At 45.0% G+C, this 25,043-nt stretch carries 22 protein-coding genes and 1 pseudogene; 20 read left to right on the top strand and 3 right to left on the bottom strand.

Annotated elements, in window-relative coordinates; genetic code table 11:
* Positions 1-41: 41 nt before the first annotated feature.
* The gene (ald, locus tag QRX25_RS15400) at positions 42-1,172 is read right to left on the bottom strand and encodes an alanine dehydrogenase (protein ID WP_045509437.1); all 1,131 of its coding nucleotides are present in this window, start codon (positions 1,170-1,172) and stop codon (positions 42-44) included.
* Positions 1,173-1,275: 103 nt separating this feature from the next.
* Positions 1,276-2,505, bottom strand: a complete 1,230-nt coding sequence (gene adeR / locus QRX25_RS15395; RefSeq protein WP_071347688.1) for a sporulation transcriptional activator AdeR — start codon at positions 2,503-2,505, stop codon at positions 1,276-1,278.
* A 315-nt stretch (positions 2,506-2,820) separates the two neighbouring features.
* Between adeR and QRX25_RS15390 the strand changes: the two genes are divergently transcribed.
* The 16 genes from QRX25_RS15390 to pdeH all read left to right on the top strand — a co-directional run bounded on the left by QRX25_RS15390 (position 2,821) and on the right by pdeH (position 20,492).
* The gene (locus QRX25_RS15390) at positions 2,821-3,114 is read left to right on the top strand and encodes a WXG100 family type VII secretion target (protein WP_013353414.1); all 294 of its coding nucleotides are present in this window, start codon (positions 2,821-2,823) and stop codon (positions 3,112-3,114) included.
* A gap of 75 nt (positions 3,115-3,189) precedes the next feature.
* Positions 3,190-3,429, top strand: a complete 240-nt coding sequence (yukD, locus tag QRX25_RS15385) for an ESX secretion system protein YukD (protein ID WP_003152015.1) — start codon at positions 3,190-3,192, stop codon at positions 3,427-3,429.
* A gap of 14 nt (positions 3,430-3,443) precedes the next feature.
* The gene (gene essB, locus QRX25_RS15380; protein ID WP_115997031.1) at positions 3,444-4,727 is read left to right on the top strand and encodes a type VII secretion protein EssB; all 1,284 of its coding nucleotides are present in this window, start codon (positions 3,444-3,446) and stop codon (positions 4,725-4,727) included.
* Between the two features lie 54 nt (positions 4,728-4,781).
* Positions 4,782-9,257 (top strand): type VII secretion protein EssC, encoded by a 4,476-nt coding sequence (essC, locus tag QRX25_RS15375; protein ID WP_212099101.1) that lies wholly within the window; start codon positions 4,782-4,784, stop codon positions 9,255-9,257.
* Positions 9,254-12,376 (top strand): type VII secretion protein EsaA, encoded by a 3,123-nt coding sequence (gene esaA / locus QRX25_RS15370; RefSeq protein ID WP_220160556.1) that lies wholly within the window; start codon positions 9,254-9,256, stop codon positions 12,374-12,376. The genes essC and esaA overlap by 4 nt, the downstream gene beginning before the upstream one ends.
* Positions 12,377-12,383: 7 nt before the next feature.
* A complete protein-coding gene (essA, locus tag QRX25_RS15365; protein ID WP_212099095.1) occupies positions 12,384-12,857 on the top strand; it encodes a type VII secretion protein EssA in 474 nt (157 codons plus the stop codon).
* A 60-nt stretch (positions 12,858-12,917) separates the two neighbouring features.
* Positions 12,918-13,649: a (S)-benzoin forming benzil reductase gene (locus QRX25_RS15360; RefSeq protein ID WP_212099092.1), complete on the top strand. Its 732-nt coding sequence runs from the start codon at positions 12,918-12,920 to the stop codon at positions 13,647-13,649.
* Between the two features lie 163 nt (positions 13,650-13,812).
* A complete protein-coding gene (locus tag QRX25_RS15355) occupies positions 13,813-14,343 on the top strand; it encodes an HD domain-containing protein (RefSeq protein ID WP_065982203.1) in 531 nt (176 codons plus the stop codon).
* A gap of 136 nt (positions 14,344-14,479) precedes the next feature.
* Positions 14,480-14,716 (top strand): DUF2642 domain-containing protein, encoded by a 237-nt coding sequence (locus QRX25_RS15350; protein ID WP_003152023.1) that lies wholly within the window; start codon positions 14,480-14,482, stop codon positions 14,714-14,716.
* A gap of 136 nt (positions 14,717-14,852) precedes the next feature.
* Entirely contained in the window at positions 14,853-15,959 is a 1,107-nt protein-coding gene (locus tag QRX25_RS15345) for an AI-2E family transporter (protein ID WP_212099088.1), read from the top strand.
* Between the two features lie 61 nt (positions 15,960-16,020).
* Complete coding sequence (locus tag QRX25_RS15340) at positions 16,021-16,242, top strand: spore germination protein (protein ID WP_013353405.1); 222 nt, start codon at positions 16,021-16,023, stop codon at positions 16,240-16,242.
* 71 nt (positions 16,243-16,313) lie between these two features.
* Positions 16,314-16,562, top strand: coding sequence for a YueH family protein (locus QRX25_RS15335; protein ID WP_013353404.1), 249 nt, complete (start codon positions 16,314-16,316; stop codon positions 16,560-16,562).
* Positions 16,563-16,627: 65 nt separating this feature from the next.
* Complete coding sequence (locus tag QRX25_RS15330; protein ID WP_013353403.1) at positions 16,628-17,023, top strand: YueI family protein; 396 nt, start codon at positions 16,628-16,630, stop codon at positions 17,021-17,023.
* An 80-nt stretch (positions 17,024-17,103) separates the two neighbouring features.
* Positions 17,104-17,655 carry a cysteine hydrolase family protein gene (locus QRX25_RS15325; RefSeq protein ID WP_212099085.1) on the top strand — a complete coding sequence of 184 codons (552 nt, stop codon included), beginning with the start codon at positions 17,104-17,106 and terminating at the stop codon, positions 17,653-17,655.
* Between the two features lie 17 nt (positions 17,656-17,672).
* Positions 17,673-19,139 carry a nicotinate phosphoribosyltransferase gene (locus tag QRX25_RS15320; protein ID WP_115997037.1) on the top strand — a complete coding sequence of 489 codons (1,467 nt, stop codon included), beginning with the start codon at positions 17,673-17,675 and terminating at the stop codon, positions 19,137-19,139.
* 129 nt (positions 19,140-19,268) lie between these two features.
* Positions 19,269-20,492 (top strand): cyclic di-GMP phosphodiesterase, encoded by a 1,224-nt coding sequence (pdeH, locus tag QRX25_RS15315; protein WP_115997038.1) that lies wholly within the window; start codon positions 19,269-19,271, stop codon positions 20,490-20,492.
* 5 nt (positions 20,493-20,497) lie between these two features.
* On the opposite strand, the gene QRX25_RS15310 is transcribed toward pdeH, so the two are convergent.
* The gene (locus QRX25_RS15310; protein WP_115997039.1) at positions 20,498-20,839 is read right to left on the bottom strand and encodes a YuzC family spore coat inner layer protein; all 342 of its coding nucleotides are present in this window, start codon (positions 20,837-20,839) and stop codon (positions 20,498-20,500) included.
* A 464-nt stretch (positions 20,840-21,303) separates the two neighbouring features.
* Here QRX25_RS15310 and degQ point away from each other — a divergent pair, with 464 nt between their 5' ends.
* The 4 genes and pseudogenes from degQ to QRX25_RS15290 all read left to right on the top strand — a co-directional run bounded on the left by degQ (position 21,304) and on the right by QRX25_RS15290 (position 25,000).
* On the top strand, positions 21,304-21,444 hold the full coding sequence (gene degQ / locus QRX25_RS15305; RefSeq protein WP_289707641.1) for a degradation enzyme regulation protein DegQ: 141 nt from the start codon (positions 21,304-21,306) through the stop codon (positions 21,442-21,444).
* Between the two features lie 130 nt (positions 21,445-21,574).
* The gene (locus QRX25_RS15300) at positions 21,575-22,483 is read left to right on the top strand and encodes a polyprenyl synthetase family protein (protein WP_249199260.1); all 909 of its coding nucleotides are present in this window, start codon (positions 21,575-21,577) and stop codon (positions 22,481-22,483) included.
* Between the two features lie 14 nt (positions 22,484-22,497).
* Complete coding sequence (gene comX / locus QRX25_RS15295; protein WP_212099082.1) at positions 22,498-22,668, top strand: competence pheromone ComX; 171 nt, start codon at positions 22,498-22,500, stop codon at positions 22,666-22,668.
* A pseudogene (locus tag QRX25_RS15290) lies at positions 22,646-25,000 on the top strand (sensor histidine kinase). The gene comX and the pseudogene QRX25_RS15290 overlap by 23 nt, the downstream one beginning before the upstream one ends.
* Positions 25,001-25,043 lie beyond the last annotated feature (43 nt).

Here is a 25,043-nt window from a genome sequence, read left to right as displayed (position 1 = left end):
AAAAGGACAGCCTGCTGGTCAGGCCGTCCTCTTCATATCTATTAAGCTTTTGCGGCTGAACCTTGCATCGCTTTTTCAGCAGGCACGTAGTCATAGCCTAAGTCTTTGGCTACCGCTTCATACGTGACGTGTCCGTTAGCCGTATTCAGGCCGGCTTTAAGCGCCGGGCTGTCTGCAATGGCTTTTGCCGCGCCTTTATTGGCGATTTCAAGCGCGTAAGGAACGGTCACATTCGTTAATGCGAGCGTAGATGTACGCGGTACGGCGCCAGGCATATTGGCGACAGCGTAATGAACGACGCCGTGTTTTTCATAAGTCGGATTATCATGTGTTGTAATATGATCAACGGTTTCCACAATGCCGCCCTGATCGATGGCAACATCAACAATGACGGAACCTGGTTTCATTTGTTTAACCATTTCTTCCGTAACGAGAGTCGGCGCTTTGGCTCCCGGGATGAGCACGGCGCAGATCAGAAGATCCGCTTCCGCGACGGAGTCTGCAATATTTACAGGGTTTGAGATCAATGTTTTAATCTGATGCCCGAAAATATCATCAAGCTGACGCAGGCGGTCTGCGTTCAAATCGATCATCGTCACATCGGCACCGAGTCCGACAGCCATTTTCGCGGCATTTGTTCCGACGCCGCCTCCTCCGATGATCGTAACTTTTCCGCGGGATACACCCGGTACGCCGGCTAATAAAATTCCTTTTCCGCCCTTTGGTTTTTCAAGGAACTGAGCTCCGATTTGAGCGGCCATTCTGCCGGCCACTTCAGACATCGGCGTAAGCAGCGGAAGTGAACGTCCGTCCGTTACCGTTTCGTACGCAATAGCCGTCACGCCTTTTTCTGTAAGCGCTTTAGCTAATTCCGGCTCTGCGGCTAAATGAAGGTAAGTGAATAAGATCAGGCCTTGACGGAAATACGCATACTCCTCAGCCAGCGGTTCTTTTACCTTCATGACCATTTCTGCATCCCATACTTGCTTTCTGTCTTCAAGAATTTCCGCGCCTGCGGATACATAATCTTCATTTGTAAAGCCGCTTCCGAGTCCTGCTCCGGATTCCACAAGAACCCGATGGCCGTTTCCGATAAGCTGTGAAACGCCTCCAGGTGTTAATGCCACTCGATTTTCATTGTTTTTGATTTCCTTTGGAACCCCGATAATCATGTCTGTTTCCCCCAATGTTTGTGTGATGTTTCAAGTGTAGCGCGATTGTTGCGAAAATTCTTTGTTTGAAACAGAAAATAAAAAAACACGGATTTGTGAAATTTCACGAATCCATACTGCGAAGCTTGATATCAAGGTAAATCGTAAACTTTTCATTCACATTTTTTAAGTCGATTTCTGCGATCTGGCTGATTCTTTTCAGCCTGTAATTCAATGTATTGACATGGATGTTAAGCGCTTTAGCGGCAGTGTTGACATTGCTGTCGGCATCGATAAAATGTTCGAGCGTTTTTACCATATCGGCCTGGTGCTCTCTGTCATACTGCTCAAGCTTTGACAGGGAATAGTTCATATAGCCGCTGTGCTTGCGTTTTTCATCCAAAACATCAAGGTACTGATAAATTCCGAGTTCAGAAAAGCTGAAAAGGTGTTTGGTTTCTCTCACAAACCGCTCTTTCGCTTTCAATACGGAGAGCGCTTCCTGATAGGAGCGGTAAACGTAAGAAATCGATTCGTAAATACCGCCGAAAGCAATCGACGCATCCTCAATTTTATATCGTTCTTTCAGCTGTTTTTGAACATAGAGGGCGAACTGCTTTAAATCTTTAAAAGGCTGATCGGATTTCGGCGCGGCTAATAAGATTAATTCATTTGAATCGACAGTCGCCAGCATGACATGGATCTGCTGTGTCGTTTCCTGCAAATATTGCAGCTGCTGTTCCGTCTTTTCAGTCAGCTCATCATGTAAACGGATGATCATGACGCTGAACACGGACGGCAGCGCCATTCCGAGCTTATGAAATCCTTCGGCCATCTCGGCTTCCTGATAAATATGGCCGGTCAGCATTTTCCAAAAAAACTCTTGGCCCCGCTCTTCGATTTTTGTTTTGCGGATCTGCAGGTGCAAAAGCTTGTTCCGCACCGCTTTGGCGGCCAGCTGAAGCGTCTTCAGATCGTCGTCATTGAGCTTTTTTTTGATCTCAAGCGCCCATATAAATCCGAGAACCTGGCTGTTTTTCCAAATGGAAATCGCCACGCGGTTGCTCAGGCCCACCTCGTCGATTTCTTTCACTTTGATCGGCTGGTCTGTTTTTAAAAGCGCCGGAATGGTTCCGTCTTTCCACAGTTTGTTGATGACTTTTTCAGGAACCCTCCGTCCGATAATCGTTGACGTCCGGGCCGGATCTGTACAATCGCTGTGCGTGCTGTATGCAAGCAGTTTATGATTCACGTCTTCTATTGTAATGGGGCATTGAAGAACTTCACTGATATGATCGGCTACGTCTTCAAGCCTGTCGAAACTGTACTTAAATGGATCTTTTGGATTGGTCATCTGTATCCCTACTTTTTCATAGCTTCATATCTTGATCTTACCATCTTGCTTTTCAGACTGAAAGGCATCTTTGAACGGAAATAAAATAGGAAAAAAAGATCATTTGATGAAATCAAAAAGAATAAGAAAATCATACCATTATATTTACAAAATGTGTAAATGTGACGAAAAATCCAGTATATCATAAGACTCATTTTGTAAAATTAAAACAGATTTGTTTGACTGTGCCGAATTGTTGTTTTTATAATAATGACGTTCAAAAAATAAGTGAATTAGCCCATATTTAGGCTGATGACACAGGAGGGTATAAGGAATATGTCTGGATTAATTCGTGTCACACCCGAAGAGCTAAGAGCGATGGCTAAGCAATATGGCGTTGAAAGTCAGGAAGTCATGAATCAGGTTGACCGCCTGAACCGCATGATTTCTGATTTGAAAGGCATGTGGGACGGTGCTTCAAGTGAAGCATTTGCGGATCAATATGAGCAGCTGAAACCTTCATTTATTAAAATGTCTGAATTGCTGCAAGATGTGAATCATCAGCTCGAACAAACGGCAAATACGCTTGAGTCTACTGACCAAGATATCGCTAACCAAATTCGCGGATAATAAGATGAATGAAGAAACGGAGCGCCTGATTCAATCAAGAAGACGGCGCTCTTTCTATGTAAGGGTGATATGAAAATGTATATCGATATTACAATAGATTTAACACATTATAACGGCAGCGTCTTCGATCTCAGATTGTCAGATTACCATTCTGTGAAAAAAGTCATCGATATTGCCCGGCAGGCTCAGCATGTATCCGTTCCGCCGCGTGAAGGCTATTGGATCAGAGTGGTCAATAAAGAAACGGTTTTTTCCGGAGAACAAAAATTATCTGACTGCGGTATTACGAACGGAGACCGTCTTGAAATTTTATGAGAGGACATGGTGGAATGACAGATCATAACAGATCTTATTTAGAAACTGAATTAGACGCCGTCCGGGCAGAAACCGAATCAGGCTTCACCTTCACCTTTCAGCGGGAAAAAGTCAAGCTTCTTGACGGGCTGGAAGCAAACGTGATTAAAGATGCTGATCCTTTTTTTCAAAAAGAGGTTTCAGTCTCAGAAGACGAAGTAACCATAACAATCAGACCCCCTTCTTCTTATCAGGCTTTCCGCTATATAAAAGGAAAAGATAAAAAAAGCAGATGGCAATTTGCCTACCGCCTCGTGCAAGCTGTGAAACAGCACAAGCTGAAACGCCTCAATCTGATTGCCGCGCCGGAAAATATCGTATTTGATAAAGCGCTGACGCCTTACTTTCTTCATTACGGCGTAAAGGAGAGTCTCCCGCCTTATGAAGAAGACAGACAAAGGGTGTGGAAAGAGCTCAAAGCCTGCGCGGCGCTTGCAGCTGACGGGGCGTACACCTTCGAAGAATATCTGAAGTACAAGGAGACGCTTCAATTCTCTCCTGAGGTGAAAAGCGTGTTAGAGGCTGAGACGTTTGAAGAACTGGAAGAAATAATTCAAACCACAATTGATTCCCTCGAAGCAAGGGACAAGACATACATAAAACTGCCGAAAAAGAAATGGAAAATCCAAAGATACACCGGCCTGGCGCTTGCAGTTCTCCTTGTGCCGGCGCTTCTGTATTCCTTGTACGTGCTGTTTTTCGCCCAGCCGAAGCAAGAGGCAATTACGGAAAGCAACCGCTATTTTCTAAATCAGCAGTACAGCAAAGTCATTGACACACTCGCTAAATACGATGCGGAAAGTCTCCCTGAATCTGTGCAGTACGAGCTTGCTTCCTCCTATGTGGCGGTTGAAAATCTGAGCGAAGAACAGCGGAAAAACATTGGGAATCTGGTCACGCTGCAATCAGATCCGAAGCACTTCCTTTATTGGATCGATATCGGCAGAGGGGAAAATGAAGAAGCCATCAATATCGGCCGCAATCTTGAGTACAACCCGTATATCTGGCTCGGGCTTACAAAATATAAACAGCAATTATTAGCGGACGACAGTATGAAAGACGATGAAAAGCAGAAAGAACTGGACGCCGTGGAAAGCGAGCTGGCGAAGGCGAAAAAAGAGCAGGAAGAGCAGAACAAAGAAGCGGAGGAAAACACCGCTGAAGCTTCCGCCGGACAGGATGAAGGCGGCAAAAAGGACGAAGCAAAGGATAACAAAGAGAGCGACAAGAAAGATGAGAAAAAAGATGAAAAAAAATAACAGCACACATCAAATGGCCGTAAGTAACGATCAGGCTGTCAGGAGGTTCGCCATATGAGTCTGTTATGGGTCTTTTACCGAGAGCACGTACAAAAGATTCAGCTGTCTGAACTCCCGCCGTCTCAGCCGATCACGATCGGCCCGGATATGAAGGATACAATCACGGTCGGCACACTGCCTTTACGGCAAACCGCCGCCACCCTTTATCGTAAAGAAACAGATCGTTATGATGTTTTCCTGGGAAATAACTGTGCCGGCGAATTGACAATAGGAAATGAAATTCCTTGCAGAATTGAAGAAGAGACGATGCGGCTTCTTCTCACTCCTGATCAGGAAGAATCCTCCGTTTATTTTGTCGGCGGTAAGGACGAGATCGTTTTCTCATCAGAAACAGAGGAAGCAGATATATACAAAGAGCCGTCGTCCGCTCAAAAAGGCGCTTTTTATCTCCGAAAAGCGGGAGGAAGCTGGTCTGTCATTCCTGATGACCAGGAAGTTTATGTGAACGGAGAGCTCGCAAAAGTCCCTGAAAGGCTCCGGACGGGAGATGAGCTTCTGTGGAGTTTTCTGCGTCTGAGGCTGGCGGAGGACGACCTTTTAGAAGTCGTTCATCACGAGAAGTTTCAAACCGGCTTAATCAAAACGGTAAAGCCAAGCACCGAAATGAAGAAGAAATACCCGCAATATCGAAGAACGCCGCGGATGGTCTACGATCTTCCCGAAGACCGCGTTTCATTCAGCTTCCCCTCACAGGAAAGCGAGCAGAATAACAGGGGGCTCTGGCTCGTCATTCTGCCTCCTTTGGTCATGCTGATAGTAATGGGGGTTGTCGCCATTATACAGCCGAGGGGCATTTTCATTCTCGTTTCTTTGGCGATGTTTATGATGACTCTCATTACGTCCACCGTGCAATATTTCCGAGAAAAAAACCAGCGGAAAAAACGGGAGGAAAAGCGTGAGCGTGTGTACAAGCAGTATTTAGAGAGCAAACGGAAGGAACTTCAGACGCTGTCGGAAAAACAATTGCAAGTACTGACGCACCATTTTCCCACGTTTGAAAAAATGAAATATTTAACCTCTGAAATCAGCGGCCGCATTTGGGAGAAATCGCTGGAAAGCAGGGATTTTCTGATACTCCGGCTCGGAACGGGCACGGTCCCGGCAAGCTACGAGATTTCGATGAGCGGGGGGGACCTGGCGAACCGCGATGTGGATGACTTGATGGAGCAGTCGCAGCACATGCAGCGTGTATATAAAGATATCCGCCATGCACCCGTGACCGTTGATTTACAAGAAGGGCCGATGGGGCTTGTCGGGAAACCCCAGATCGTCAAAAATGAAATTCACCAGCTGATCGGCCAGCTCGCTTTCTTCAACAGCTACCATGACCTGCGGTTTGTCTTTATCTTTCATGAAGACGAATATAAGGAATGGGAATGGATGAAGTGGCTGCCGCAATTTCAGCTGCCCCATATGTATGCGAAAGGGTTTATTTACAATGAGCAGACCCGTGATCAATTGTTATCTTCCATTTACGAGCTGCTGCGGGAGCGGGATTTGGAAGAAGATAAAGAGAAAAAGATCTTCCAGCCGCATTTTGTCTTTGTCATCACGAATCAGCAGCTGATCGCAGAGCACGTCATTTTAGAATATATCGAAGGCCGGCATGAGCATCTCGGCATCTCGGCGATCATCGCCGCGGAAACGAAGGAAAGCCTGGCAGAAAACATTCACACCCTCGTCCGCTACATTAATGAAGATGAGGGAGACATTCTCATTCAGAAGAAAAAAGCGGTGCAGATCCCGTTTAGGCTGGACAGGCATGAACGGACAAACAACGAACGGTTTTCCCGAACGCTTCGGACATTGCACCATCAGGTCGGGATGACGAACTCCATTCCCGAAACGGTCTCATTTTTGGAGCTGTTTCATGCGAAGGAAGTAAAAGAAATCGGCATCAGGCAGAAGTGGGAGACAAGTGAGTCGGCAAAATCACTGGCTGTTCCGATCGGCTACAAAGGTAAAGACGATATCGTGTATTTAAACCTGCATGAAAAAGCCCACGGGCCGCACGGATTGCTGGCGGGAACGACCGGTTCCGGGAAAAGTGAATTTCTGCAAACGTATATCCTGTCATTGGCCGTTCATTTTCACCCTCATGAAGCGGCGTTTTTGCTGATTGACTATAAGGGCGGAGGGATGGCGCAGCCGTTCCGCAAGATGCCGCACCTTCTCGGAACCATCACGAATATCGAGGGAAGCAAAAACTTCAGTATCAGGGCGCTTGCCTCTATAAAAAGCGAGCTGAAAAAACGGCAGCGGCTGTTTGATCAATATCGCGTCAATCACATTAATGACTATACAAAGCTGTATAAACAGGGGGAAACGGATATTCCGATGCCGCACCTGTTTTTGATTTCAGATGAATTCGCCGAGCTCAAAAGCGAAGAGCCTGACTTTATCAGGGAGCTTGTCAGCGCGGCACGCATCGGGCGGAGCCTTGGTGTGCATTTAATCCTTGCCACGCAAAAACCGGGAGGCATCATTGACGACCAGATATGGAGCAACTCACGCTTTAAGGTCGCGCTGAAAGTCCAGGATGCAAGTGACAGTAAAGAAATTCTGAAAAACAGTGATGCGGCGAATATTACAGTCACCGGACGCGGCTATTTGCAAGTCGGAAATAATGAAGTGTATGAGCAGTTCCAGTCAGCCTGGAGCGGCGCCCCTTACATGGAAGATGTATACGGCACCGAGGATGACATTGCCATCGTTACCGATACCGGCTTAATTCCGCTGTCTGAAGTGGATGCGGACGACTTGGCGAAAAAAGACGCCCCGGCAGAAATAGAAGCCGTAGTCGAAGAAATCGAGCGGATTCAAAAAGAAATGGGCATTGAAAAGCTGCCGAGCCCGTGGCTTCCGCCGCTTGCCGAACGTATTCCGCGCACGCTTTATCCCGCGAAGGAAAAAGACCGCTTCTTCATCGCCTGCGTTGATGAGCCTGATCAGCAAAGACAGGCGCCTCTCGCTTATACGATGATGGATGACGGCAACATCGGCATTTTCGGCTCATCCGGATACGGCAAGTCAGTGGCTGCCATCACTCTCCTGATGAACTTCGCGGAAGGGTACACGCCAAAAGAGCTTCATATGTACATCTTTGATTTCGGAAACGGCACGCTTCTGCCATTGGCAAAGCTTCCGCATACCGCAGACTATTTCTTAATGGATCAAATGAGAAAGATCGAAAAATTCATGATCCGCATCAAGGAAGAAATCGAGCGGCGGAAACGTTTGTTCAGAGAAAAAGAAGTCAGCCATATCAAAATGTACAATTCGCTCAGCGAAGAAGAGCTGCCGTTTATATTTATCACAATTGACAATTTCGACATCGTAAAAGACGAAATGCATGAATTGGAAACGGAGTTTATCCAGATTTCACGCGACGGGCAAAGCCTAGGCATTTACTTCCTGCTGACCGCAACGAGGGTAAACGCCGTCCGCCAGTCATTGTTAAATAACATAAAAACGAAAGTCGTCCATTATTTAATGGATCAGTCAGAAGGTTATTCCATTTACGGGCGCCCGCCGTTCAGTCTCGAACCGATCCCGGGCCGCGTCATGATCCAAAAAGAAGAACTGCATTTCGCGCAAATGTTTCTTCCGGCTGAAGCGGAAAATGACCTCGAGATGTTCCAAGCGCTGAAAGCCGATGTCAAAGCTTTAGCTGAGCGCCATGCCGGAACAGCCGGCCCAAACCCGATTCCGATGCTCCCGGACATGCTGACGGCCGGCGAATTTTCGCTCCGTCTCGGCCCGGATCAAGAACCGTTCCGCATTCCTGTCGGGCTTCATGAGGAAAAGGTCAGCCCTGTGTACTTTGATCTGGGTAAATATAAGCATTGCCTCATCTTAGGCCAGACACAGCGGGGAAAAACAAACATCCTGAAAGTCATGCTGAACCACCTGCTGCGTGAAGGCACGGAACGGATCGGACTGTTTGACTCGATTGACCGCGGACTGTCACAGTATGCGCAGGAAACAAAGGTCAGCTATCTGGACACAAAAGAAGACATACAGAAGTGGATTGAAACGGCTGAAGCCATTTTCACGGAGCGGGAAGCCCAGTATGCACAGGCCGTCAAAAATGGCGATGTGCACAAACTCAGTTTCTCTCCGATCGTGTTAATGGCCGACGGCATTACAAGATTCCAGCAGACAATCGATACCGCCATTCAGGACAAGCTGGCGATGTTTATGAAATCTTACGCGCATGTAGGCTTCAGTTTTATCCCGGCGGGCAATCACACCGAATTCTCAAAAGGCTATGATTCCTTAACGACGGAAATGAAACAAATCCGCCACGCGATGCTGCTTGTGAAAAAATCTGAACAAAATGTCATTCCGCTGCCTTACCAAAGGCAGGAACCGGACATTCAGCCGGGCTTCGGCTATTTGGTTGAAAACGGGAAGGAGCAAAAAATCCAAATACCTTTATGTTCAGAGGAAAGGGAGGCCGTCAGATGACTGAACAACGAAAAAGCCTGATCAAATTAATAGCCGCGGTCGTCATCATTCTGCTGCTGCCGGTGCTGTTTTTCCGGTTTATCGGCGATGACCCGGGAAAACAAAAAATCAATGCCACCCGCCAAATCGCAGTCGTGAATGAAGACATGGGCTTACAGGATGAAACAGATGAAAATGAGGATCGGGAATCCGTCCATTTCGGCAAAGAAGTAGCGGCGGCTCTCGGCGACCGTCCGGATTATTCCTGGACGGTCGTCAACAGAAGTGCGGCTGAAAACGGCCTGGCGGATAAGAAGTATGACGCAGTCGTTTACATTCCATCCGATTTTTCAAAAGACATTTTAAGCTATGACAAGGAGCGTCCGCAAAAAGCCACGCTGACATTCAATATTCAAAGCAACCTGAACGCCGTCAACAAAGAAAAAGTGCAGCGTGAGCTTGAAGACGCCCAAAAATCAATGAATAAAAAGATGTCGGCATTGTATTGGAATTTCGTCTCACAAAAAGTGAACAATGTCAGAGGCGATTTTGACAAGATCGTCAATAAAGAATCAGAATTTCAAAATGTCATGTACAACTTTTACAAGCCGAGCTCCAATGACTTGGCAGGTGAGATCAAACGGCAAAAAGACCTGATTGACGAACTGAAAAAATCAATGAACGAAGCGCAGGGCGCAGCAAAAGAAAAATTGACCTCGGCAGATGAAGCCAAAAACACGCTCAAAGACTTTGCCGATACGGTTGAGCGCTATAAACAATATCAAGAAAATCAGAAAAAACTGCTGCTGGCCGCGCAGGAACAAAATCAAAAGCAAATCACAACCGGACTGAACGCCATTAAAGCGCAGCAGGCCGCCAACCAGTTCAGCACCATGATGAGCGGGCTGTCTTCAGGCATAAACCGGGCGCAGACACAGCTTGACCAGACAGGATCGGCACTGGCAGCCGCCCAAAAGGTGAGAGAAGCGCAGGTTCCTGAGCAGGAACACGGGATGGCAAATATTCAATCCAATTTACTTGACAATTATTTGACTCAATATAAAGCCCAAGCAAGATTTGAAACACTGAACAGCATTCAAACCCTTATGAAAAGGGATCGCCAGAACTTAACCGTTCCGGAAAAGGACCCGGGGGATGACGGCTCGGATGAACCGAAAGAAGAAGAAAAACCGGAAGAAGAAAAACCCGGCGATCTGAAAATTGACCTTGATGATCAGCGTAACGAATTAAAACGTATCTCCGCTGAAATCAATTCGATTTCTGACGGTTTAAAAGAACCGGAAAAAGAAAATCCAGACCCTGAAAACCCGGGCCATGGGGATAATGGTGAAAACTCCGGCGGTACCGAACCGAATGAAGGAACGGCTCCCGGAGAAGACGGAAAAACGGATGACGGCACAAAAGAACAACAGCCTCCTTCCGATAACACAGGCGATCAGCAGACAAAAACAGCCGCAACCGCTAAAAACGTCACTCCGCTTGCTGATGACCCCGCGGATGATCCGAACGGCTCTGAAGGAGACGGCGGCACAGAAGTATCTAAGGCGAAAGAAAGGCTGAACCAAGCCGCAGAGCGCATTCAGCAAATTGAAAAAGAGTTGGAAGAGAAACAGCAGACACATAATGAAGAATTGAAAAAACGTCTTGATGCTCTTGATGAAGAAATCAAAGGCCTTAAAGACCAGATTGCCAAAGTTACAAAACGTGCGGACAAATTACAAAAAAAGCTTGAACAATCAGAAGAAACGAGAAAACAAGACTTTAATACCGTTTACAGAATGATTTTAAAAACAGAACAGAACATTCTGAACTACCCGTCATTGGACGGCGGCCGTAAATCTAATCTTGAACAGATATTTGCCGCTGACATCAATACAAAAGTGATATCCGATTTAATGAGTTACTATAATGATTTATCTCTGTATGAGGCAACACTTTATCATTCTCTCGACGCAGGCTCGCTGCCTGATGTGAAAAACAGGGTGCTGAAAGCCCAGCAAGGCGAAGTCCAAACCGTTCTCGCCATCAAACCGGTTGAAACGGCAAGCTGGGAAAACCTGAAAAACAATAAGATGCAGACAGATGAAGACATCAGCAATTTCATTAAAGGCATGACCGAATTCTCGGATAACTACAGCTCATATATCAGAGATGAACAAGCCGGAGTGCTCGATGAGCTCGCCAGCATCGCAGACAGCGCGGCTAAAGCATCTGATCAGCTTGCTGAAGGCGCTGTGCAGGAAGCGGCAACGTTCAGCGGAGACGGATTAACCGGAACGATGGCGCTCGGCGCTCAGGATACCGTCGGCCGCGAAGTGCTGCAAATGTCCGACACGATGGGCCATCTGTCAGAACGCCAGTCCGGCATCATCAGCTATACCGACAATATGCAGCAAAGCGTAAATGACGTCCAGCAGAAAGCGGACACCCTGAACAGCAATTGGGGGAAAAACGTTGATTCCACGAAATTGATCAGAAATGACGTGTACGGCATTTTAGGGAACGCGCTCGTTGACGGACAGGAAAACGGATACGTTTACGATTATCTCGCCAATCCGCTTAAAATCAGCGGAGAGGTGCCGGAAGACCGGGCTCAGAATGTTCCGCCGGTCGTCATTTTGGTGATCGTTTTGATCAGCAGTCTTCTGATCGGCTATTTCAGCTCGTATTATCAGCAGGCGCCGCTTCTCGTCAAAGGCGCGCTCTTTGGGATTTTAAACATTATGGTCGGACTGATGATCAGTCTGTTCGGTCTGAATATCTACTCGCTTCCGGACGATCAGACGATTAAATGGTCAATCTTTACGATTCTCTTGCTTGCGGCGAGTTCCGCTTTTATCCGGGCAGCCTTTGTCTTCGGCTCGATCACCGGATGGATCGCTTCGTCAGCGCTCATTCTCTTTTATGTGGCGCCTTTGATCGACTTGATTATGCCAAACTTTACCTTTGACAGCCCGGTTTCCAAAGTCTATATCGATATCCAATACGGAACGGGCCATCTGTTTGCGATGGGAATAACGGTTCTTGTGATTATTACGCTGATTGCGGCGGTGCTTCCGCTCATTATTCGACTGTTTGCGGAAAAAACGGAGGAAAGTGATCAGTCTTATGAGGCGTAACATATTCATGGAAAAAGGGGTCTTGCTGTTTGCTCTCTCCTTTTTCCTTTTCCTTCCTCAAGCCGCAGCCGCGAATGAGGACAACACTGATGTCAAGCCGAATGAATATGAAAAGAAAGACATTGAAATTCGTACGGATTACCTGCACGATGACGCCTACTCCGAAGAAAAAACGGCGCTCCCGAAAGAGCAGAAGGATATTACGTTTGATCAACCGGCCGAAAGCCCGGATGAAAAACTGATATCAAATTTGTTTACATCGTCAGACACTGAGCCGAATACGATCAAAGCGCAATCGAAAAAACTGGGGATCACTTTTGCCGAGCCGGCGGTACGCCATACCTCGGCAGACATGGAAACGGATGAGAAAAAGACTTCTTTGCTTTTGCCTGTCATTTATGCCGTCCTGATCCTCTTCGGCATTGCGGCGATGATTTATTTGATCCCGAAAGTCACGGCGCAGGAAAAGGCAAAGCGGTAAACAGATCGCTTGTGTTTGCGGGAAGACAGTCCGTAAAATAAGAAAAAAAGGAGGAGTTTCATGCAGTTTTTTCTGATAACAGGCGCATCAAAAGGATTGGGGCGGGCGCTTACGGAACAGGCCCTTCAAGAAGGAGCCGAAGTCGCCGCGCTTTCAAGAACGATAAGCGGAGAAAAGCGCGAGGGACTGACAGAATACAGTGTTGATTTAACCGATCTGGCAGACACCGAGCGGCAGATGAAGGCGATTCTTGATCAAGCTGATGAGAAGCGGTATTCCGCTGTCACACTGATCAATAATGCCGGAATGGTAGAACCGATCAAGCGGGCGAAAGAAGCTACCGCGGAAGAATTGAACCGCCATTACACCCTTAATCTGACGGCGCCCGTTTTGCTCAGCCAAATGTTCACGAAGCGTTTCGAAGCGTTCAGCGGCAGCAAAACCATTGTCAACATTACATCGGGCGCGGCGAAAAATCCTTATAAAGGCTGGAGCGCGTATTGCAGCTCAAAAGCGGGGCTTGATATGTTTACGAGAACATTCGGGTTTGAACAGGAAGATGAAGAGCTGCCGGTCCGCATGTTGTCATTCTCACCGGGAGTGATGGATACAGACATGCAGGCCGTCATCCGTTCTTCATCCAAAGAAGATTTTCACGACATCGACCGGTTCCGCAATCTGAAGGAAACGAACAACCTCAGAAGCCCGGAATACATCGCCGGTGTCATCCGCTCACTGATCGCAGGAGAGCCGGAAAACGGACGGATATACGATATCAAAGAGTTTTTGTAGAGCAGCTTCCGCGCTGCTCTTTTTTATTTGTACAATCACTTCGCGGCCCGGCGGCATATTATGACTGAAACGCAGTATAAGGGGTATAATAATGTATCGGATGAATTGAGTTTCTTCACGATTTATGTTAGGATTCTAAAAATATAAATAAGGAGGGGTTTCCATGAGAAATGTAACGTTAATGGATGTCTTCACCCATCCAATCGCACAAAAGTATTTACAGCGTTCCGGTGTCGCCCATGCGATTGCCTGCGCGTTTCATGCATACCGTCTTGCCGTAAAAGCAGGTGTCAGCCCGGATCTTGCGGCGAAAGCGGCTTTACTGCATGACATCGGCCATTACGAATGGTACACAGACGGCAAATGGGATTATGAAAAGTACAGAAGAAACGATATCCATGCCATTAAAGGCGCTGAACGGGCGCATAAGCTGCTCATACGGCTCGGTGAAGAACCGAAAGCGGCGAAAGAGATTGCGCTGGCGATTCTGCTTCACACCGATTCCTATCTGCCTGAAGGCGAACTGGACAAGAATACGCTCCAGCAAATCGTGAAACAAGCGGATGAACTCGATGAAGAACCCGGCGGACATCACCATTACCGCCAAATGGACCATACGGCCGCGCTCAAACAAATCCAAAAGCTTGATCAGTTAATTGACCAAGCCCAATATCCCATAGGAAGCTCAGTCTAGGCCACTCTTGCGGCCTTTTCCGCTTACATAACTCCGCATGCTCACTAACCCTTTTCCCCTCCGATAGACGTACTGTGTCAAAGCCTTTGTCCGCTGCATATGCTGAAGGAAAACATAGTAAAGGGGATCAGCGAAAATGGCCCATCAAGGAAGCCCGCAAATCGTCTCGTTAGTAGATCCTTACGTTTATCAGACCATCCATAAGCTTATCGGCTCAAGGTTTATCATTCAAACCGTCAGACGCATTGTCAGGGGACGGCTGATTGATGCCACTCCAGATCATATCGCCATTGAAGAAACGCATGACCGCGTATTTTATATCAGAAACCGCCATGTGGTTTCTGTCATGCCTGATTATACCGAACGTGTGTAACAGCCCGATAAGGCGCAAACCGGAGGCGGTCCTTACAAAACCCCGGTGCGTCTTCTTTTTTGAGATACATAGATGCACGGCGGCTTTTTTTGGTACAATCACAGTACAAGTTCACATGACAATAGGAGGAAACCGCTTGTTGAAATCAAAGGTCCATTTTTGGACGCTGCAAATTTTGCTCGTTTTGCTCATTATTTACGTATCAACAAAAGTCTCGTTTATTTTCGAGCCGTTTTTCGGTTTTATCACCACTCTGTTTTTTCCGATTCTGATCTCGGCCATTTTGTTTTTCATTTTTAATCCGATCGTGCGCCTGCTTGAGAAAAAAATCCCCCGGACATTGGCGATTCTGCTCATTTATCTCGTTTTCATCGGGCTGATAGCCTTTATGTTCGCCGCAATCGGACCGATCGTGGCTTCCCAGGTTACGGGGCTGTTTAACAATTTCCCTGATTACATTAATCAGATTCAAAGCTTGACGACACAATTATCCCACTCCAAATGGTTCACGTGGATGATGACGCAGGATTATGTGTCGATAGAAAAAATTCAGCAGTCTCTGACGGGATTTTTACAAAGTCTTCCGCAAAATATTACCGCAAGCCTGTCCGCCGTGTTTGGTGTCGTTACGAATATAACGCTTGTTGTGATCACCGTTCCGTTCATTTTGTTTTATATGCTGAAGGACGGCCGGCGTTTTCCGCTCTTGGCGGTCAAAATCCTGCCTTCTTCCTACCGGGCGGAGGGCCGGAAAATATTCAATGACTTATATGTCACATTGGCCGCATATTTCCAAGGCCAGCTGCTGATCTGTCTCTTTGTCGGGACGGCATGCTTTATCGGATATTGGATTATCGGCCTGCCTTACGCGTTAATTCTCGGGATGGTGATTGCCGTCACCAATATTATTCCGTACCTCGGACCGTTTCTCGGGGCTGCGCCGGCGGTAATTATCGCGTTTATGGATTCTCCGGCTAAGGCGCTGTTTGCCGTTATTGTTGTCGTTGTCGTCCAGCAGCTTGACGGAAACCTGCTTTCTCCGCTTGTTATCGGGAAACGGCTCAATACCCACCCGCTCACCATTATTCTTCTGCTTGTCGGAGCGGGCAGTTTCGGCGGCATTCTCGCAATGATTCTGGCCGTGCCGGTTTACGCGGTCTTAAAAGCATTCGTCTTAAATATCGTCTGCCTTATCAAACTTCGTCAGCGGTCAAAGCACGAAGATAACCGCAAGCCGAAATAAAAACGGGCACAACTCCCGGCGCACCGCATAAAATGCTGTAAAGAAAAGCGGAGGTGTGGGTATGCCTGCAATTGTGGGACCGATTTATATTATGAGCTTAGCCGGAGACGCTGCGGCGAGCTTCGGTGACGTGTTTGCCATTTCTCCCAAAGCCGTTGACCACTCAGGCGCGGGGGCAGGGGCGTTTCATTCCGGAGATTTTGTCAAAGTCACTAATAAATTCAGCAAAACGCTCTTTGAAGATATCGATCTGTTTGACGAACCTGATTGGTTTAACGCGTGACAGCCTCCCTTTAGGAGGCTGTCGCTTTTTTGTAGTATAATAGAATCAGTCTTTATAAAAGGGGAATTTTTATGAAAATCAGAAAAGCGAATATTACCGTTCAGTCCGGAATGATCGGCGATGTGTATCTCCATGAAAATAAAAAAGAACAGCATACCCTCGTAGCCGTTCCGGAACTTGAATGGAGCACGATTATTTCCTATGAGGAAGAGAAAAAGGCGCTGGCACAGCGGCTTTTACAATCATTCAGCAAGCTCATTGATGAAGAGCCTGCCGGAGAGCTCGCCGGCAAGATCTCCCATTGGGTCGCTGAAATGTAACGAAACGGTTTACCGCGTCCATGCCGGGGCGATAATTGTAAAACAAACTGAGGAGGGACAGGCCGATGAGCGACAAAACAGTTGACCTTTATTTACAGCAGGGTATGTACGGCCCTCTGCAGACGAAACCGGATGAACGCCATTTATTTTTAGGCTCGCTGCGTGAAAGAGTCATCATTGCCCTGACGAAGGGGCAGGTGCTGCAAAAGAAGCCGTATGAAGAAGTGAAACAGGCGCTGAAAAACCGAAAAGACGCAGTGCTCTATATAAACGGAAGGCTGCCGTATCATGCTTATTCACCATATATGAAGCTTGCCGCACTGGACGGTGTCCGAAGCTCCGTGATCTCGGACCTTCAATTTGAAACGCCGCTCGGCCTGGTTTTTGCCGCCGATCATGCCGTGAACCTGGACGGCATTTATGTTCAGGATGACATTTTTCAGCGTTCACTCCTGAAATAAATGTCATTTTACAATGCCAATTCACTTACAGGTGGAGATAGGATATAATGGTTTTCATATGAATGGCGGGGAGGCCGGCTATGAAAAAAGCATTTATATGCATTGATTATACGAATGATTTTGCAGCAGAGAACGGAGCATTGACCTGCGGAGAACCCGCAAGGCAAATTGAAGATACGATTGTCAGTTTGACGCAAGCTTTTATAGAAAACGGTGATTACGTTGTCTTTGCGGTGGATTCACATGATGCAGACGATGACTTTCATCCCGAAACACGCCTGTTTCCTCCGCATAATATCAACGGCACGGAGGGCAAGGAGCTGTACAGAAAGCTTTCGCCTCTTTATGAGAAACATAAAAACGCAAAAAACGTAAGCTATATGGAAAAAACGAGATATTCTGCTTTTGCGGGAACGGATTTAGAGCTGAAACTGCGGGAACGGCAGATCACTGAGCTGCATCTTGCGGGCCTGTGCACCGACATCTGCGTTCTTCACACGGCGGTTGACGCCTACAACAAGGGCTTTCAGATCGTCATTCATCAAAACGCTGTGGCCAGCTTTAATCCTGAAGGGCATGAATGGGCCCTGTCCCATTTTAAGAACAGCATCGGAGCGCAAGTGGCAGAGTAAGGAAGGGGAAAATAATTTTGGTGGAGCATGGTTTTAAAGACGACAGTTTGTCTTTACATACAGATCTTTATCAAATTAATATGGCCGAAACGTACTGGAGAGACGGCATTCATGAGAAAAAAGCGATTTTTGAGCTTTTTTTCAGAAAGCTTCCCTTTGAAAACGGCTATGCGGTATTTGCGGGCTTAGAAAAAGCAATCGAATACTTGGAGAACTTCAAATTTACCGACAGCGATCTGAATTATTTAAAAACGGAATTGCACTATGATGATGATTTCATTGAGTATTTACGGGATCTTACTTTTACAGGGTCTCTTTACAGCATGAAAGAAGGAGAGCTCGTTTTTAACAACGAACCGATTATGCGGGTTGAAGCGCCCCTCATTGAAGCGCAGCTGATTGAGACGGCTCTGCTTAACATTGTGAATTACCAAACATTAATCGCGACGAAAGCGGCCCGCATTAAAGGCGTTGTCGGTGATGAAGACGCCCTTGAATTCGGCACGCGGCGCGCCCATGAAATGGATGCGGCTATGTGGGGAGCGAGAGCGGCCCTGATCGGCGGCTTCAGCGCGACGAGTAATGTAAGAGCCGGAAAGCGCTTTAATATCCCGGTATCCGGCACGCACGCCCATGCGCTCGTGCAAGCGTACCGCGATGAATATACGGCTTTTAAGAAATATGCGGAGACCCACAGAGACTGCGTGTTTCTCGTAGATACGTACGATACGATCCGTTCAGGCATGCCGAATGCGATTAAAGTCGCGAAGGAATTCGGCGACCGGATCAACTTCATCGGCATCCGCCTGGACAGCGGGGATTTGGCGTACCTGTCAAAAAAAGCGCGTGAAATGCTTGATGAAGCGGGTTTCAAAGACGCAAAGGTCATCGCTTCAAGCGACCTTGATGAGCATACGATCTTAAACCTGAAATCGCAGGGAGCGAAAATCGACACGTGGGGAATCGGCACAAAACTGATTACCGCATACGATCAGCCGGCCCTCGGCGCGGTTTACAAGCTTGTGGCCATTGAAGAGGACGGCAAACTGACCGATACCATCAAAATTTCGTCAAACCCTGAAAAAGTGACAACGCCGGGAAGAAAGAAAGTATACCGGATTATCAACAAGCTGAATCATCACTCTGAAGGGGATTATATCGCTCTTTATGACGAGCGGGTAAATGACCAGAAACGCTTAAAAATGTTCCATCCCGTTCATACATTCGTCAGTAAATTCGTCACTGATTTCTATGCGAAAGACTTGCATGAGCCGATTTTTGAAAACGGCGTTTTATGCTATGATAATCCCGAAATTACCGACATCCAGCAATATGTGCAGGAAAACCTCAAACTTCTGTGGGAGGAATACAAACGGATCAGCAAGCCGGAAGAATATCCGGTCGATTTAAGTGAAGACTGCTGGAGCAACAAGATGCAGCGGATTCATGAGATCAAAAGCAAGCTGAAACGGGAGCTTGAATAGAAGATAAAACGGCCTTTCCTTTCTCTGGAAAGGCTTTTTGTTTGTGATAATATTTTTCACATTTAGACAAATTTCGTCAAGTTATTTGATATACTTATGTTCGAAGGCCGCACCTAAGGGGGTAAATGAATGAAGGTGTTTGTTGCGAGACAGCCTATCTTCAACAGAAACGAACAGGTTGTTGCTTATGAACTTCTTTACCGGGAGAGTGAAGAGAACCGTTATTCGGCCGCGGACGGAGATAAAGCTACTACTGATCTCATTATAAACAGCTTTATCAACATCGGGATCGAAAAGCTGACAGAGGGGAAACGCTGCTTTGTGAATTTTACAGAAAGCCTGATGTTTTCAGATCTCCCTACCTCCTTTGATCCTGACCAGCTCATTATCGAAATTCTTGAAGACATACCGATCACTCCGGCACTGATCTCAAGATGCAGACAGCTGAAGAAATTAGGATATACATTAGCACTTGATGATTTTTACGCCATCAATCCGGCAAATGAAGAATTATTGGAACAGCTGATGAAATATATTGATATTTTAAAAATCGATTTCTTGCAATCCTCGCGTCTGGAACGCAAAAAAATCATTCAGGCGTACAGCTGTAAAAATCTGATTTATTTAGCGGAGAAAGTGGAGACAAGAAAAGATTATAAACAGGCAGCCATAGACGGCTTTCACCTGTTTCAAGGATATTTTTTCAGTGAACCGCGTGTCATCAGCGGAAATGATCTGACGTTTCATTTTCATTCTTACTACCAGCTTTTAAACGAATTAAACCAAGACCAGCCCAATATAGAGCGCGTAACGGAATACATAGAGCGGGACGTTACATTATCGTATCAGATTCTGCGTTTTTTAAACGGATCGCAAACAAGGCTGAAAAAAAAGATAGACAGCATCCAGCAGGCCATCATGATGCTTGGGCTGAATGAGATTAAGCGTTTGATTTACATTCTTTCATTCAGAGATTTAACGGCGAAAAGCCACTCAAGCCAAAGAGAAATCATTAAGATTTCTTTAATCAGGGCCAAGCTGTGCGAACTGCTGGCGAAAAGAACCGGAAGACCGCAGCCTTCCTCTTACATGCTGATCGGCATGTTTTCACTCATCGATACGCTTCTCCAGAGAGAGCTTGAGGACATAGTCAAAGAACTGCCTTTAATCGATGAAGTCGGACAGGCGCTGCTCGGTCATGAAAACGATTATTATATGATGCTCGGGCTCGTCAAAGCTATTGAATGCAACAACTGGGACTGTGACGAGTGGGGAAAAGAACTGGACAAAGAAGAAGCGTATGAATGTTACTTACAGGCGATCGAATGGTGCCGGCAGCTTATCGTGAATTGAGGCGTTTAAGCCGACCACCTGAGGGCGATGATGAACCGGCTTTGCTCTCTGAACAGACTGACACGGATGCCGTCGGGATTAAATGTCACATCAAAATCATTTTTGATGCCGGTCTGCTTAATGAGCCGCTTGACCGCCGCGGCGTCAGATGATTGCGCTGCGGTGAGGATACGGCTCGCAAGCTCTTGTGACGCCGACAGCCGCGCAAGGAGCAGGCGGGCATCCTCCAGCATGCCCGCAGCCTCTTTTGCGGACGCTGTCAAAATATCTGCGTGAATCGGGGGAGCAGGCGAAGGATTGCGGTATGGCGCGGCGAAAACAGGACAGCATGGATACACATAAAGCATGCGGCGGCCTCCTTCTGAGATAACATTCGTTATACATGAGTATAGGCGGCGTGATAACGAGTTATGACATGCAAAAAGACCACAATGCGGGGGTTGCGGTCTTTTCGGTGTTTGTCGGTGGTTATGCGACGCTGTTCGCCCATTCTGTTTTGAAATTGCGACGTCAGGGACTATAGTCCTTATCGATTTGTCGGAAAACCGTTAAAAAACCAGCAGAACCACCAGATTGATCTGCTTCATCCCAAACGTCTGTCTATATGGTAGTTATATAGTCCTGTTCGCTAAATGCTCTGTTCGGGACTATAGAATTACCGCGGTTTGCGGTGTCACGCAGATACTTTTACACATACTTTTCGGTGAAAAATCCCGCAAAAACGTTTACACTATTAGTAACAGATCAAATACCTAGGACTCGTTCACCATACACAATTCATTGATCTTTCAAAAAAAGGAGTGTGGAAACGGTGAAAAAGAAATTAGAAGAAGTAAAGCAATTATTATTCCGACTTGAAAATGATATCAGAGAAACAACCGACTCATTACGAAACATTAACAAAAGCATTGATCAGCTCGATAAATTCTCATATGCAATGAAAATTTCTTAAAAAGACTTGGAAACAAGTCTTTTTTTTGTGCATTTTTCATCCATTTCATGGATAAAGTATTATACGATTGTTAAAAAACGAAAAACCTGCTGTCTTTCATCACCTGCATTTAGTAAAATAGAATGGGAGGGTGAAGACAATTATTGAGCAAATGTGTTTAGATGCCGAAACGATTAAAGGGAAGATGAAGGAGATTGTAAGTGTTAACCTTTACAATTTAGATTTGATCGGGACACTTGGTTCCTTTATCGACTCTAAAGAATCCTTTTTGTTCGGCAATTTAGCTTACAATCATTACATCGCATTTAATGGAGACAACAGAGCAGAAATTGAGTTACTGGCTGCCGGAATTGAACTGTTAATTTTGTCATTTGATATATTGGATGATCATGAAGATGAGGATAATGACAGTGCTCCTTGGATGAAAATTGACCGCTCAGTATCCCTAAATGCATCAACATCTCTCTATACAATTAGTCTACAGCTCATTTGTTCCCTTCAACCGATTGCGAAATTTTCTCAGTTGCCCTTAAAGTATGCTTTAGAAGCAATGCAGGGACAACATGATGATTTAAGGAATTTGGCTGAGACAGAAGAAGAGTGCCTTGAAATGATTAAACATAAGTCTGGTTCACTTACAGCGATGGCCTGTGTACTTGGTACTTTACTTGGTAGCGGCGAGTATAACGAGACAGTGGAGAATTATTCTTACTTTTTGGGAATTATTAAGCAAATAGAGAACGATTATTATGGGTTATTTAATGAAGAACGCAGTGATATTAGAAAAAAAAGAAATAATTTAATTTATCTGTATTTAAAGCGGAAATTTAATCCGATGTCGGTAACTATTCTAAATTTAATAAACTCAAAGAAAGATTATCAAGTGCTACTTTCAGATAAAAACAAGTTTAAAAAAAAGCTTTGGGATGCTGGAGTAACTCAATACATTTCTATAATGATCAAATTATATGAAGATAAAATAACTCAAGAATTAAGTAAACTAAATATTAAAAATAAGTTATCTATTATAAAACATTGAATGAGGGTACTATTATGAACCAAGACATCGTTAATTTTTTAATGAAAAATCCAGAAGTACTGGAAAAATTAAAAAGGGGAGAAGCAAGCTTACTGAGTATCCCAAATTCACTTATTCCGGCAGTTATTGAAATTTTTAATAATAAAATCAAATTAGGGAATGATGATCCTGCTTGGCGTACATAAAAAACAAGAGGGCCGCAGCCGTTTAAAACTGTTGATTAGATTTTTTTCGTTTGCTTTATTATTGTTCAGTATTTTCTACTTTATTCTTATCTTTTATTATACGTAAAATGGAGTAATAATCGGCACAAAAGTAGTGAAAACTTCCAACCAAGAATTGAAGGTCGTAGATATGACTAGGTCTTCATTTGGAAGATTCGTAGGATTGGAAATTGGAGATAAAATTGTTGAAATAGATGGGGAAAAACCTAGAGAAGAAAATAAATATGGACCATATTTGGCAAAAATTAAACAATTGAAAGTAGTAAGAGACGGTCATTTAGTTGAACTTAAAAATTTTGAATTCATTTATTTAGACAGTCCATACAGCTTCTTTACCTACATTGTGCCATGTATCTTTTTTATGCTCAGCTTAATATGTGTTTTTTACATTTTTAAGGTTAACTTAAAGAAAGATACCATATCCGCTTATATACTTATCTGTTTTTTGTTGTGTGTATCCCTTGCATATTTAAGTGCAGGGGGAGTAACAAGAGGTTATCCTATAAATAGGTACCTCAATCTCTTATCTTTTTTAGCAGTGCCTGTTTTATATCTTAATTTTTTGTATCAATATTTTAAAGAACTTAAAGTGAAATTTTCTAAAGGTATTTTCATTCTAATATTATATACGCTTCCTTTAATAAACATCATTTGTGAACTATTTGAAAAATATATAAATTATAATGTAATCACAAACCTAAACCTTTTAACTTTTTTATTTGAAATGATGGTAGTGTATGTATGTCTTATAATGTATCAAATAAAACACAGAAAAAAAGACTTCTCTTATTTATTAAAAGTATTATTGGTGTCTAATACCATTGCTTTCTTACCTTTTACTTTATTATATATTGTTCCGTTGGTCTTGTTTGGACAATATGTATATAGTGCTGTGGTTACCGCGCCTTTTCTTCTGCTTATACCTTTAGCATTGGTATATCAATTTGTTGTCAATAAGATTTATAACATTGATTTCTTATTAGGCCGGCTTCGGTACTATTGTTTATTAGCTGTAATTCCGACTACAGGAATTGTGTGGGTTTTTGTTGCATTTATTAACAACAAAGATGAAAATTTTAACACTTTTCAAATCACACTATTTGTATTTTTAATTATGCTTGCAGTTTTTTACTTTAAAGAAGTCCTAGACTATAAGTTTCGTTTGAAACGCTTTTCAGAAAAATATAATTACCAAGACAGCGTATTTAAATACACACAACTGATCAAAAGTGTGTCAGTTTTAAACCAAGTATTTATACATCTCAAAGCTACGATCTTAGATGTTTTGCCTGTTAGCAAAGCTTATATTTTTGAAATTAGTTCTGACGGAGAAATTGTGTATTTTGATAAACAAAGTACAGAGCCAAATTGGTATCCTTATAAGGACAAATTTGAAAAGGTCACATCGGAAATCGGCAAAATCATTGAAATCAATCAAGGGTTTCTTATGAAAATAGGTGAGCGAGGAACAAGTTCTTATGTGTTACTTTGTTTATCAAGCATAAATACACCAAGACTTACAATGGACGAGACCTCATGGCTGAAGACATTATCTTTCTACACTAGTGTTTCAATGGAAAACGTTGTACAGATTGAAGAACTCATGGACCACTTGCAAAATTTAAAACAAGAAGGCTCAAACCCTGTCTGGCTCAAAAAGCTGATGTTTACGATTGAGGAAAAGCAGCGGTCGGATTTGGCGCGTGATCTGCATGATTCGGTGCTGCAGGATTTGATTTCTTTGAAACGCCAGTGTGAGCTGTTTCTGGCCGATTTTAAGAAAGAAGAGCCTTGTCACATAGAGGTGCAGGACAAGCTTCATCAGATGAATGAGCAGATGTCGGATGTGATTTTGATGACCCGGGAGACGTGCCATGAGCTTCGGCCTCAGCTGCTGTATGATTTGGGTCTGGTGAAGGCGGTATCCAAGCTTGCCGCTCAGCAGCAGGAGCGTGCACCGTTTCATATCCGTCTGAATACGGGACGATTTACGGCGGCGCTGGATTTGGATACGCAGCTGAATTTGTACCGCATCATTCAGGAATTTCTTTCGAATGCAATGAAGCATTCACAGGCGAATGAGGTGCTGATTATGCTGATCAGCATTCAAAATAAAGTGATTCTGCATTATGAAGATGACGGGGTCGGATGCAATCAGGAAGAAGGCGGCGGACAGGCGATGAGTATGGGGCTTTCGGGTATTAAGGAGCGCGTCCGGGCGCTTGACGGCCGGATGAAAATCGACACAAGTGAAGGAAATGGTTTTAAAGCGGATATTGAAATGGAATTGTAACCAATTTATCACCAAATCGACTTGGCAGAAGCCAAGTCTTTTT

Source organism: Bacillus sp. L381, assembly GCF_030284525.1.
Lineage (GTDB): Bacteria > Bacillota > Bacilli > Bacillales > Bacillaceae > Bacillus > Bacillus amyloliquefaciens.
This window is presented reverse-complemented; position numbering and strand designations above follow the sequence as displayed.

Coding starts and splice junctions, on each gene's coding strand:
- QRX25_RS15335 (WP_013353404.1), top strand. CDS start 16,314: ATGAAAATCAGAAAAGCGAATATTACCGTTCAGTCCGGAATGATCGGC.
- comX (WP_212099082.1), top strand. CDS start 22,498: ATGAACCAAGACATCGTTAATTTTTTAATGAAAAATCCAGAAGTACTG.
- essC (WP_212099101.1), top strand. CDS start 4,782: ATGAGTCTGTTATGGGTCTTTTACCGAGAGCACGTACAAAAGATTCAG.
- pdeH (WP_115997038.1), top strand. CDS start 19,269: ATGAAGGTGTTTGTTGCGAGACAGCCTATCTTCAACAGAAACGAACAG.
- QRX25_RS15355 (WP_065982203.1), top strand. CDS start 13,813: ATGAGAAATGTAACGTTAATGGATGTCTTCACCCATCCAATCGCACAA.
- essB (WP_115997031.1), top strand. CDS start 3,444: ATGACAGATCATAACAGATCTTATTTAGAAACTGAATTAGACGCCGTC.
- QRX25_RS15340 (WP_013353405.1), top strand. CDS start 16,021: ATGCCTGCAATTGTGGGACCGATTTATATTATGAGCTTAGCCGGAGAC.
- QRX25_RS15360 (WP_212099092.1), top strand. CDS start 12,918: ATGCAGTTTTTTCTGATAACAGGCGCATCAAAAGGATTGGGGCGGGCG.
- adeR (WP_071347688.1), bottom strand. CDS start 2,505: ATGACCAATCCAAAAGATCCATTTAAGTACAGTTTCGACAGGCTTGAA.
- yukD (WP_003152015.1), top strand. CDS start 3,190: ATGTATATCGATATTACAATAGATTTAACACATTATAACGGCAGCGTC.
- QRX25_RS15325 (WP_212099085.1), top strand. CDS start 17,104: ATGAAAAAAGCATTTATATGCATTGATTATACGAATGATTTTGCAGCA.
- QRX25_RS15350 (WP_003152023.1), top strand. CDS start 14,480: ATGGCCCATCAAGGAAGCCCGCAAATCGTCTCGTTAGTAGATCCTTAC.
- QRX25_RS15310 (WP_115997039.1), bottom strand. CDS start 20,839: ATGCTTTATGTGTATCCATGCTGTCCTGTTTTCGCCGCGCCATACCGC.
- QRX25_RS15390 (WP_013353414.1), top strand. CDS start 2,821: ATGTCTGGATTAATTCGTGTCACACCCGAAGAGCTAAGAGCGATGGCT.
- ald (WP_045509437.1), bottom strand. CDS start 1,172: ATGATTATCGGGGTTCCAAAGGAAATCAAAAACAATGAAAATCGAGTG.
- QRX25_RS15330 (WP_013353403.1), top strand. CDS start 16,628: ATGAGCGACAAAACAGTTGACCTTTATTTACAGCAGGGTATGTACGGC.
- essA (WP_212099095.1), top strand. CDS start 12,384: ATGGAAAAAGGGGTCTTGCTGTTTGCTCTCTCCTTTTTCCTTTTCCTT.
- esaA (WP_220160556.1), top strand. CDS start 9,254: ATGACTGAACAACGAAAAAGCCTGATCAAATTAATAGCCGCGGTCGTC.